11 protein-coding genes are annotated in these 11,035 nt (G+C 69.4%); 6 read left to right on the forward strand and 5 right to left on the reverse strand.

What is annotated here, in order from left to right:
- Nucleotide 1: 1 nt before the first annotated feature.
- Entirely contained in the window at nucleotides 2-520 is a 519-nt protein-coding gene (locus ACFV2O_RS32495; protein ID WP_379255424.1) for a nuclear transport factor 2 family protein, read from the reverse strand.
- A gap of 462 nt (nucleotides 521-982) precedes the next feature.
- On the reverse strand, nucleotides 983-1,861 hold the full coding sequence (locus ACFV2O_RS32500) for an Abi-alpha family protein (protein ID WP_355074531.1): 879 nt from the start codon (nucleotides 1,859-1,861) through the stop codon (nucleotides 983-985).
- A 242-nt stretch (nucleotides 1,862-2,103) separates the two neighbouring features.
- On the opposite strand from ACFV2O_RS32500, the gene ACFV2O_RS32505 reads away from it, so the two are divergent.
- Nucleotides 2,104-3,378 carry a hypothetical protein gene (locus ACFV2O_RS32505; protein WP_379255398.1) on the forward strand — a complete coding sequence of 425 codons (1,275 nt, stop codon included), beginning with the start codon at nucleotides 2,104-2,106 and terminating at the stop codon, nucleotides 3,376-3,378.
- On the forward strand, nucleotides 3,369-4,262 hold the full coding sequence (locus ACFV2O_RS32510; protein WP_379255399.1) for an Abi-alpha family protein: 894 nt from the start codon (nucleotides 3,369-3,371) through the stop codon (nucleotides 4,260-4,262). Before ACFV2O_RS32505 ends, ACFV2O_RS32510 begins: the two co-directional genes overlap by 10 nt.
- On the opposite strand, the gene ACFV2O_RS32515 is transcribed toward ACFV2O_RS32510, so the two are convergent.
- The gene (locus tag ACFV2O_RS32515) at nucleotides 4,259-4,852 is read right to left on the reverse strand and encodes a TetR/AcrR family transcriptional regulator (RefSeq protein ID WP_379255400.1); all 594 of its coding nucleotides are present in this window, start codon (nucleotides 4,850-4,852) and stop codon (nucleotides 4,259-4,261) included. The genes ACFV2O_RS32510 and ACFV2O_RS32515 overlap by 4 nt on opposite strands.
- A gap of 76 nt (nucleotides 4,853-4,928) precedes the next feature.
- On the opposite strand from ACFV2O_RS32515, the gene ACFV2O_RS32520 reads away from it, so the two are divergent.
- On the forward strand, nucleotides 4,929-5,681 hold the full coding sequence (locus ACFV2O_RS32520) for an SDR family oxidoreductase (RefSeq protein WP_379255402.1): 753 nt from the start codon (nucleotides 4,929-4,931) through the stop codon (nucleotides 5,679-5,681).
- Between the two features lie 200 nt (nucleotides 5,682-5,881).
- A complete protein-coding gene (locus tag ACFV2O_RS32525) occupies nucleotides 5,882-6,817 on the forward strand; it encodes a 4-(cytidine 5'-diphospho)-2-C-methyl-D-erythritol kinase (protein ID WP_355074538.1) in 936 nt (311 codons plus the stop codon).
- Between the two features lie 295 nt (nucleotides 6,818-7,112).
- On the opposite strand, the gene ACFV2O_RS32530 is transcribed toward ACFV2O_RS32525, so the two are convergent.
- A complete protein-coding gene (locus ACFV2O_RS32530) occupies nucleotides 7,113-7,961 on the reverse strand; it encodes an LLM class flavin-dependent oxidoreductase (protein WP_379255404.1) in 849 nt (282 codons plus the stop codon).
- Between the two features lie 292 nt (nucleotides 7,962-8,253).
- On the opposite strand from ACFV2O_RS32530, the gene ACFV2O_RS32535 reads away from it, so the two are divergent.
- Together ACFV2O_RS32535 and ACFV2O_RS32540 are read left to right on the forward strand one after the other, a co-directional pair.
- Nucleotides 8,254-10,056: an ABC-F family ATP-binding cassette domain-containing protein gene (locus ACFV2O_RS32535; protein ID WP_379255406.1), complete on the forward strand. Its 1,803-nt coding sequence runs from the start codon at nucleotides 8,254-8,256 to the stop codon at nucleotides 10,054-10,056.
- 101 nt (nucleotides 10,057-10,157) lie between these two features.
- Nucleotides 10,158-10,367: a cation transporter gene (locus ACFV2O_RS32540; protein WP_355074544.1), complete on the forward strand. Its 210-nt coding sequence runs from the start codon at nucleotides 10,158-10,160 to the stop codon at nucleotides 10,365-10,367.
- Nucleotides 10,368-10,435: 68 nt separating this feature from the next.
- On the opposite strand, the gene ACFV2O_RS32545 is transcribed toward ACFV2O_RS32540, so the two are convergent.
- Nucleotides 10,436-11,035 (reverse strand): ribosomal RNA small subunit methyltransferase A (locus ACFV2O_RS32545; protein WP_379255407.1); only part of this gene is annotated, 600 nt, incomplete at its 5' end.

Raw genomic sequence — 11,035 nt, forward strand, 5'->3', positions numbered from 1 at the left:
GTCAGCCGGCCTCGGACTCCGGCCGCAGCGGCGCGGCGCCGGGGTCGCGTTCGATCGATGAGATGCCGTCCTCCTTGGCGATCAGGCCCCAGCGGCTGGAGGTCAGGCGCAGGCTGGGCAGGTCGCTGAGGGAGAGCACCACTTCGTAGGTGCGTTCGTAGCCGGTGTGCGAGATCCGCCACCGCCCGTCGTCGCAGCGCACGTAGCGGTCGGTGTAGAAGGCCGCGCCGCGCAGCAGCATGTTGTGGCCCGGAATGAGCACCGTGTCGGCGAGGTACCAGGTGCCGGTGGCGGTGTCGCCTTCGACATCGATCTCGGGGTGATCACAGCGGTGTTCGGTGATCACGTGCGGCCCGAGCGTGTTGCGCATGAACGCGATGAAAGCCTCGCGCGATTCGAACTGGAGATATTCGCTGTAGGTCGCGGTCGCCTCGGGGATCATGGTGTCGGCGAAATCATCCCACGACTTGGTGTCGAGAGTGCGCAGGTACCGGTATTTCAACCGCGAGATCGCCGACACGTCGTCCGGCTCCCGCTCCTCGCCGCGAGTCTGGCGTGGGTCGTCGCGCACCCGCCCGAAGTCGATCGGCCCCGCGTCGAAGGGCAGCCGCTCGTCGGCGCGCAGGTCGCCGGGATCTCGTTCGCCGGTGCTCGCCGCCCGCTGACCACGGCTCGGCGCGGGACCGGCCGTGCCGATATCTCGCTCCTCGGGCTCCGGTCCGCTCGAATCTATGTCCACCCCGCCGCGCTCCTGCCGGCCCGGGGGAAAACCCGGGTCGTCGCGCTGCTGATTACCGGGACCCTTGCCCCGGTCGTTACGCGTTTGCCCAGCGATTCCCAAACCTGGGTCGCCGCGCCCCTGCCCGCCGGTTCGCTGATCCATACCCTCAACAATCCCATCCCGAGTGCCGGATTGGGAGAGTTGTATCAGATTGCTATCGCGACGAGAGAGAACATTCCTACGAAGATCAACTTCGGGGTGTCAGCTTCCGATCGTGAAGCAGGTGCGGCAGAAGTCCTCACCGAACTCGGTCAGCCGGAGACTCTTGCGGACGATCTTCGGCGCCCGGCCCGCCTTCTTCAGCGCCGCCTCCACCACGGGCTGCACCTCCAGCACCATGTAGCGGCTCAGGACCACCGGATCGTCCGAGGTCAGCGTCAGCCCGAGGCGGTTGAGGTTGATCAGGTAGGACCGCGACCGGTCCGGGTAGCGCACCCCGGCCTGCTCGGGCACCGAGGTGAGGTCGCCCTGCACCAGTTCCGAGCCGATCCCCAGCGGACGGTTGGTGCGCACGTCGACCGACGGCTGCGGGCCGTTGAGCGCCATGAAGCGCAGGATGCGCGCCTCGTCGGGAGCGAGCTCATCGAGGATGCGGTCGTAGGCCGGGTGCACGTCCTCGGTGAAGTAGACGTCGGCGGACCTGGCCAGCAGCGCGTCGCCGCGGCGGCGCAACTCCTCCGTGCTCGCCGAGCGCAGGTACGGCCCGACGGCCAGCGCTTGCTGCGAGGTGGGTCCGTTGGAGGTCGGGACATAGCTGACGATCTCCCGGACCGACCCCTCGGTGACGCCGAGCGCGCTGCGAGCGATGGAGCGCAACGCGTTTCCGGTCCGCTCGGCGATCTCGGCCGAGGACTCCCCGTCCAGCGCGGCCTGGGTGATCTCCCTGGTGACCTCGTAGGTCGTGCCGACCGCCCATTGGCTTCCGCGCACGACGGTGCCCGCGGCCACTCCGGCCGCGCGGAACACACCGCGGATCAGCCGTGCCTCATTGCTGATCTGCCGCTGTTCGACATCCGAACTGCGCTCGACGGCGCGGGGACCTGGCCTTACCACGTCCTGTCCGGTCCTGTCGTCTGCCACGTTTTCTCCGATATCGCCGGGGGGGAACGAATCCGTCCCACAGATTACTTCCCCTTGTGTCGCGGGGCATTCGCACCGCCTGACTCGGACAGTGCGACCGGCACGCGGCGCGCAATAAGGTTTCTTAGCCGAGGGGGTGCTAGTTTTGGTTGCCGGTGAGGCGGCGATCACCGGTGTATCGGCAGGAGGGTGTCGTGTTAGAGAGCGTTTTCGGAATCCACCCGACGATCCTCCTCGAGCTCGTGACCATACCGCTTTTCACCGGCGTGATCGGCTACATCACCAACTGGACCGGCGTGCTCATGCTGTTCAAGCCGGTCGCCTTCCACGGCATCCGAGTTCCCGGTCTGCGCGCGCTGTATCCGTTCCTTCCCAAGCGAATTCAAGTTCTCCCGCTACTGAGCTACGACGGCCGGTTCGGCTGGCAGGGCATCGTCCCGTCGCGCGCGGACAAGATGGCCAGCATCGCGGTCGACAAGGGCCTGGCCAAACTCGGCAGCGTCGCGGACTTCTATCGGGAACTCGAGCCGGACAAGCTGGCCGAGCACCTCGCGAGCATCGCCGACGCGCAGATCAAGGACATCGTCGAGGACATCCTGCGCCGCGAGCATCCGCAGCTCTGGTACAACCTGCCCGCCCAGGTGCGCGACATGGTGCACGCCAGGGTGCGCCAGCAACTGCCGGAGATCCTGCGCGAGCTGACCGAGGAATTGGGCGCGAATATCGATCAGCTGCTCGATGTGAAGCAGATGGTGATCCGCTACTTCCAGGCCCGGCCGCATCTGCTCAACACGCTGTTCCAGGTGCTCGGCGCGAAGGAACTGCGTTTCATGCAGAACTTCGGTTTCTACTTCGGCGCGCCGATGGGTGTGCTGCTGGTCGCCATCCTGCATCTGACCGGCTGGTCCAGCCTGATCGTGCTGCCGATCGGCGGCGTGATCATCGGCTGGGTGGTCAACTGGATCGGCATCAATATGATCTTCGCGCCCGCGTATCCGAAGTGGTGGGTCCCGTGGCGGCAGGGCCTGCTGATCAAACGCAAGTCCGAAATCACCGACGGATACGCGGAATTGGTTTCCAGCCAGGTGATCACGGTGGCGAATATCGGCGACGAGTTGCTCAACGGCCCCCGCTCGGACCGCACCATGCAGATGCTGGAGGACACGCTGCGCCCGGCCGCCGACCGCGCGCTCGGTCCCGCGCGTCCCGCGGTCAAGTTCGTGCTCGGCAGCCGCGAATACGACTCGCTGCAATCGACGTTCACCAGCGAAGCCATGGCCATCGCGCCGATCGCGTTCGCCGACCCGGAATTCAACGTCCGCCAGGGCAGGCAGATCAACGAATACATCGCGAGGCAGATGGCGATGTTGTCGCCGCCGGACTTCGTGGACATGCTGCGCGCGGCCATCAAGCAGGATGAATGGCTCCTTTTCGTCCATGGCGGCGTGTTGGGGCTGTTCGCCGGATACGCTCATATCCTGATCTTCGGAACGGGAGTGGCGACATCATGGCTGTAGCGGGTCCGGACGACGGCGATATCCAGGCCGTCGAGCACCTCGACGCGGCGGCGGCGAATGCCGAGCCATCGCAGGAGATCGCCCGGCGGCCGGCTTCGGACATCACGCACACCGACGAATTACCCAGACGGGTAACGGTTCCCCTCGCCACCGTGCGTGCGGCGACGGGCGTCGCGCGGGTCGCGTGGACCGCGGTCACCGGGGTGACGTCCTGGAGCGTCGGCACCGCGGTCGGCGTCACCTCGACCGTCGTACGGCGCAGCATCGAGGGAGCGCCGCCGCGAGAAGTGCTGGCCGAGGCCGAGTCCGAGGTCCGTGACGCGATGCGCAAGGCGCTCGGGATGCCCGCCGCCACGGAACCGTCCACGCAGGAAGCGGTGCCGACGCTGCGTGAGCAGGGAGCCGCGCTGTTGCGATTGTCGGCCAGCCCGCACGGCGAGGACGACAACCATCCGGCCTTCGCGGGCATGCTCGCCGAGCTGACTCCGGACGAAGCGCGCATCCTGCGCTTCCTGCATCTGGACGGGCCACAGCCCTCGATCGACATCCGCACCGGCCGCCCGCGCGCGCTCGGCTCCGAACGCCTGGGCTCGATGCTCACGCTGATCGGCGAGCACGCGGGCCTGCGCTTTCCGAACCGGATCCAGCAGTACCTGACCAACCTGCGCAGGCTCGGTTTGATCGAGCACGCGCGCGAGCCGGTCGGCAATCCGAACCGGTACCAGCTGCTGGAGGCGCAGTCACCGGTGCGGGAGATGCTGAAGCGCTCCGGCTTCGGCACCAAGGTGATCTACCGCAGCGTGGTGCTCACCGACTTCGGCGCGGACTTCGTGCGCACCTGCCTGCCGGTGGTCGTGCAGGACGGACGCGCCTCGGGCCACTAGGGGCCCCAGCCGCGCAGCGCCATCTCGGCCACCCGCTCCAATTCGGCCCGGCCTGCTCCGTCGCGCGCCGCCTGGGACATGCCCTGCATCACCGTGCCGACGTAGCGGGCCAGCGTGCGCGCGTCGAGGTGGCCCGGCAGGACGCCCGCGTCGATGTCGGCCTGGATGCGCGCGGCGAACGTGTCGATGTTCCGATTGCGCATATCGCGCAGGAGATCGGCGATCTCGGCGCTGGTGGTGTTGACGCCCGCGCTGATCACCAGACAGCCGTGCGGGCATTCCGGGCGGGTGTATTCCGTCGCCGCCTCGCGCAGAATCCGCCGTACCGCCGCCTCCGCGGTGTCCTCCTCGGCCAGCGCCCGCGCGACGAATCCGCCGTAGCGGTCGCCGAATTTCGCGACGACCTCGCCGAACAACGTCTTCTTGTCCCCGAACGCCGCGTACAGGCTGGGTGCGCCGATGCCCATGGCCGCGGTCAGGTCCCCGATCGAGGTGGCCTCGTACCCACGGGCCCAGAACAGCCGCATGGCCTTGTCCAGCGCCGCGTCCCGATCGAAGGATCGCGGCCGCCCTCGGGTCGTCGTGCTCATGGCGCAATTTTATAGCGATCACTAGAGAATGTGCTACCTTTCTTTCTGTAGCGGTCGCTAGAGAAAGGGGCGCGCCATGGGCGCACTGACAGGCAAGACGGCACTGGTCACCGGGAGCAGCCGGGGCATCGGGCGAGCGATCGCCGAACGACTGGCGCGTGACGGCGCACGCGTCGCGGTCCACTACAACCGCGACGAACAGGCGGCGAAGGCGACCGTGGCCGCGATCGAGGCTTCGGGCGGCGCGGCGTTCGCGATCCGCGCCGAACTGGGCGTGTCCGGCGACGCCGAGACGCTGTGGGCGGCCTTCGACGCGCACGCCGACGGGCTGGACATCCTGGTGAACAACGCGGGCACCGACGGGCTCAGGGAGCCGATCGCCGGAACCGACGAGGCGGCGTTCGACCGGGTCTTCGCGATCAACGCCAAGGCCCCCTTCTTCATCACCCGCCTCGGCCTGGACCGGTTGCGCACAGGCGGGCGGATCGTCAACATCTCCACCGGACTGACCCACGGCGCGTACATGCCGCAACTGATCGCCTACACCATGACCAAGGCCGCGCTCGACAGTTTCACCAGCGTGCTCGCGAAGGAGGTCGGCGCGCGCGGCATCACCGTGAACGCGGTCGGGCCGGGGATCATCGACACCGACATGAACGCGAACTGGCTGCGCAACGCCGAAGCCCAGGCGTCGGTGGCGACGATGTCCCCGCTCCACCGCGTGGCGCAGGCCGACGACGTCGCCGACGTCGTCGGGTTCCTCGCCTCCGACGACGCCCGGTGGGTGACCGGGCAGTGGATCGATGCCACCGGCGGCGCGCTGCTGTAAGCGCCTTCTCGCGCGCGAGCTACGGACCCGCATCGCCCGGCCGCTCCCATCAGGCGTACCTCCGCCTTCGCTGCGGCCATGCGCGAACTGAGGACGGACTCCGTCCGACTGCGCCGATTATGCGTACCTCCGCCTTCGCTGCGGCCATGCGCAGGCTGAGGACGGACTCCGTCCGGCTGCAGCTATTAGGCTTTAGCACCGTGCTGTCAGTTGTGCCGAGTCCCGTCACCGTGCGGGCGCCGTCGAAGGTGAACCTCCATCTCGGAGTGGGCGACCTGCGGGCCGATGGCTACCACGACCTGACCACGGTGTTCCAAGCACTGTCCCTGAGCGACGATCTGGAGATCGCGCCGTCGGCTTCGCTGGCCGTCCGGGTCACAGGTGAGGGCGCCGCGGAGGTGCCGACCGACCGGACGAATCTGGTATGGAAAGCCGCCGTCCGGCTGGCGCACCTCGGCGGCCGCGCTCCCCTGGTGGAAATCGCCATCACCAAAGGCATTCCGGTGGCAGGGGGCATGGCGGGCGGCAGCGCCGATGCCGCCGCCGCGCTGGTCGGGCTGAACGAACTGTGGGACCTGGGACTGTCCAGGGAGGAACTCACCGCGGTGGCGGCCGAACTCGGCAGCGACGTGCCGTTCGCCCTGCACGGCGGCACCGCGCTGGGCACCGGCCGCGGCGAGCGCCTGTTGCCGGTGCTGTCCCGCAACACGTTTCACTGGGTGCTCGCGTTCGCCAAAGGCGGCTTGTCCACTCCCGCGGTGTTCGCCGAACTCGACCGGTTGCGCGAGCACGGCGAACCGCCCCGGCTCGGCGAGCCGCAGCAACTGATGCAGGCGTTGGCCTCCGGCGATGCGCGGCAGCTCGCACCCCTGCTCGGCAACGATCTCCAGGCGGCGGCGGTGTCGCTGAAGCCGGAACTGCGCCGCACGTTGCGCGCGGGCATCACCGCGGGTGCGCTGGCCGGATTGGTCTCCGGTTCCGGGCCCACCTGCGCGTTCCTCTGCGAGAGCGAGGAGTCGGCGATCTCGGTGGCCGCCGAACTCGCGGGCGCGGGCGTCTGCCGCAGCGTGCGGACGGCCAGCGGACCCGTGCCGGGCGCGCGCGTCCTCAGCGGCGACGCACCCGGTAAGCACTGACCGCCATTGGCCGCGACCGGACGCGGCGGCTTGCGGCCGACGCCGCAAGCCGCCAAGCGGGCACTTCAGGCACGGTCCCTGCCGAACCGTCCGTAGCTCCGGCGGGGTGTCCACTGCGCGGTGGTGATGCCGACGACACTGCGGCGAGCACGAAACCCTATGTGGCCTGCCGATGTGCGGGAAACGCTCGGCATGACGGCCCTGCGCGCGATCGTTGCGGTACGCCGGTCGGCGAGCCGATCGAGTGGGAACGCTCGACATCGCCGCATCCCGTGCGACCGATGCGCGGCCTCGCTCAGGGCAGCAGGTCGGCGAGCCGATCGACCTGATCGGCGTCGCGACCGTAGCAATAGAACATCACCTCGTCCGCGCCGAGATCGCCGAATTGCGCCATGGCGGAGCGGATCCGCGCGGGCGTGGTGAGCATGCCTTCGAGCATGCCTTCGGCGCGGCCGGTGAACGCGTAGTAGGCGCCCATCGACGCGCGTGCGTCTTCGATGACGTCGTCCGGACCGAGGGCGACGTTGACCTGGGCGACGATCCGCGGCGCGCCCGGTCGGCCGTGGTCGGTCCAGGAACGGCGAACGGTGTCGAACAGCCCGCCCGCCCACGACGGCGGTGCGGCGGCGAGAAAGCCACCGCCCCAACGGCCGACGCGCTCGAGTGCGGCGGGCTGGAAGCCGCCGAACAGGATCTCGGGCCCTTCCGGGCGCAGTGGCGCGGGGCCGATCGGCCCGCACTCCTCGCCGTAGGGCTCACCGGCCCACAGGCGGCGCATGAGCGCGACTTGCTCGTCGAGGCGGCGGCCCCGGGTGCGCAGGTCGGTGCCCGAGGCGAGGTGGTCGTCGGCGCGGCCGCCGACGCCGAGGCCGAGCACCAGCCGCCCGCCGGACATCCGGTCCAGCGTGGCGGCCTGTTTGGCGAGCAGCACCGGGTCGCGCAACGGCGCGAGCAGCACTTCGGTTTGCACTCGGACGCGGCTGGTCGCGCCGGCGATCGCGGCCAGCGCGATCAGCGGTTCGGGATTGTCGTAGACCAGCCGGTCGAGCAGGCCGAGCGTGCGGAACGGGCCCGCGTCGGCGCGCCGAGCCCAGTCGAGCAACGCGGTGGGATCGGAGATGGGCAGGCCGAGGCCGACGTGCATGAGAATCCTCCAGAGAGCATGCGGAATGGGAATAGTGCCGCCCGCCGACGCCTTCGGATAGGAGGCGGGCGTCCCACTCTGCGGCTGTACTTCTGGGGAGCGCCGATTCGGTTGCATGAGAACGAACAGCGTTCGTTCGCGATCAATCTAAACGAACATTGTTCGTACCGCAAGCTCGCCGCCGTTCGCCGGGACGACAGGCGGTCCGCCCACATCGGTACGCTGGCCCGGGGCCCCAGGGCCGCGACAGGTAGGTCTCATCGGACCGCCCCCGCAAGACACGGAAGGATCCATGTCCAACCTGATCAATCTCGAACAGGTCCACAAGAGCTTCGGGATCAAGCCGCTGCTGGACAACGTCTCGCTCGGCGTGCACGCGGGCGAACGGATCGGAGTCGTCGGCCTCAACGGCGGCGGCAAGACCACCCTGCTCGAGGTGCTCACCGGCATCGAGGAACCCGACAGCGGCCGGGTCAGCAGACTCGGCGGCCTGCGCATGGCTGTGGTGACGCAGCGCGGTGTGCTGCCCGCGGGCGCGACGGTCGGATCGGTCGTGCTTGCCGGGCTGGCCGATGACGCCATGACCGACGAGGTCGCCGAACACGAATGGGCCGCCGACCCGCGCATCCGCTCGGTGATGGACGGCATCGGCATCGCCGGCCTCGGCATGGACACCCCGGTGGACAACCTCTCCGGCGGCGAGCGCCGCCGGGTCGCGCTCGCCGCCGCGCTGGTGCGCGAACTCGACCTGCTCGTGCTCGACGAGCCGACCAACCACCTGGATGTCGAGGGTGTGCAGTGGCTGGCCGCGCACCTGCTCGGCCGCCGCAGCGCGCTGGTCGTGGTGACCCACGATCGCTGGTTCCTCGACACCGTCGCCACCAACACCTGGGAAGTGGTCGGCGGCAAGGTCGAAAGCTACGAGGGCGGTTACGGCGACTGGATCTTCGCCCGCGCCGAGCGCGCCCGCCAGGCCGATGCCTCCGAGGCCAGGCGGCGCAATCTGGCCCGTAAGGAACTGGCGTGGCTGCGGCGCGGCCCGCAGGCGCGCACGTCCAAGCCGCGCTACCGGGTCGAGGCCGCCGAAGCCCTGATCGCCGACGTGCCGCCGCCGCGCGACAGCGTCTCGCTGGCCGCCTTCGCGCGCAAACGCCTCGGCCGCGTGGTCGTCGAGCTGGAGGACGTCACGCTCACCACGCCGGACGACCGGGAATTGGTGCGCGACCTGACCTGGCGGCTGGCGCCGGGCGAGCGCGTCGGCCTGGTCGGCGTCAACGGCTCGGGCAAGACGACGCTGCTGCGCGCCCTTGCGGGCGACACCGACGCGACCTTGGCCGCGGGCAAGCGCATCCAAGGCCAGACCGTCCAGATCGGCTGGCTGCGACAGGAACTCGACGACCTGCCCACCGACCTACGCGTGCTGGAGGCGGTGCAGCAGGTGGCGCAGCGAATCATGCTGGGCGACAAGGAGATCTCGGCGGGGCAGCTGGCCGAGCGCCTCGGTTTCACCCCCGCCCGCCAGCGCACGCCGGTCGGCGACCTGTCCGGCGGCGAGCGGCGACGCCTACAGCTGACCCGCATCCTCATGTCCGAACCGAACGTGCTGCTGCTCGACGAGCCGACCAACGACCTGGATATCGACACCCTGCAACAGCTGGAGGACCTGCTCGACAACTGGGCCGGCACGCTGGTCGTGATCAGCCACGACCGGTACCTCATCGAACGGATCTGCGACTCGACCTGGGCGTTGTTCGGCGACGGAAAGCTCACCAACCTTCCGGGCGGCATCGAGGAGTACCTGACCAAGCGCGCGGCCCTCGCGGCGAACCAGACCCGCACCGCCACACCGGATGCCAAGCCCGCCGACGCCCCGGCCACCGATTCCGCGGCCTACCGCGCGGCCCGCAAGGAGCTGACCCGGTTGGAACGCGCCATCGACAAGCTGTCCGAGCGCGAGCAGCGCTTGCACGTCGCGCTGGCCGACGCCGCCACCGACCCGGACAAGCTGGTCAACCTGGGCGCGGAGCTCAAGCAGGTGCTCGCGGAGAAGGAAACGGCCGAAGAGCGCTGGATGGAACTGGCCGAAGGCGTGTGAGGCCAGGCCGCCTCTTGCGGGCGCATACCCTGAGGGGGTATCTTTCGAGTGCCGGGGTACCCCCCGCCCGTATGAATGATATGGATGCGAAGGAGTCGGACATGCCCACCACCACCACCTACACCGTCACCGGGATGACCTGCGGGCACTGCGTCAGCTCCGTCAAGACCGAGATCGGCAAGATCGACGGCGTGACCGGCGTCGATGTGGATCTCGCCAGCGGCGCCGTCCGCGTCGACAGCACCGCGCAGATCGCCGACGCCGACATCGTCGCCGCCGTGGACGAAGCGGGCTACGAAGTCGCCGTCTGACCGGTCGCCACCAGTGGCTCCGCGCACCGGCCGACGCCGGTAGCGGAGCCACTGTTCTGTGCGACGCGCTACGCCTGGGCCGCCAGCCGGACGAAGGCGGCGGTGTCGAGGGTTTCGCCGCGAGCGGTGGGAGCGATGCCCGCGGCGAGCAGACGGCGCTCGGCTTCGGCAGGCGAACCGGCCCAGGCGGCGAGCGCGGCGCGCAGCGTTTTGCGCCGCTGCGCGAATGCGGCGTCGACGACTTCGAAGACGCGGCGGCGGTGCTCGTCGTCCATCGGCCACGGCGGCTCGGCGAAGCGGTCGATCCGGACCAGGCCCGACTCGACCCGCGGCACCGGCCAGAACACTTGCGTGCCCACCGCCCCCGCACGCCGGACGGTCCCGAAGAAGCCCGCTTTCACGCTGGGCACGCCATAGATGCGGCCGCCGGGCTCGGCGGCCAAGCGATCGGCCACCTCGGCCTGCACCATCACCAGAGCGACCGCGATGCCGGGCAGTTCGGCGAGCAGATGCAACAGCACCGGGACGGCCACGTTGTACGGGAGATTGGCTACCAGCGCGGTCGGCGCGGCGGGCAGGTCCGCCGCGGTGACGCGCAGCGCGTCCGCCTCCACCACCGAAAGGCGCTCCGCGAGTTCCGGAGCCCGGTCCGCGACGGTCACCGGAAG

Origin of the sequence: Nocardia sp. NPDC059691 (assembly GCF_042733915.1) — a bacterium.
Taxonomy (GTDB): domain Bacteria; phylum Actinomycetota; class Actinomycetes; order Mycobacteriales; family Mycobacteriaceae; genus Nocardia; species Nocardia sichangensis.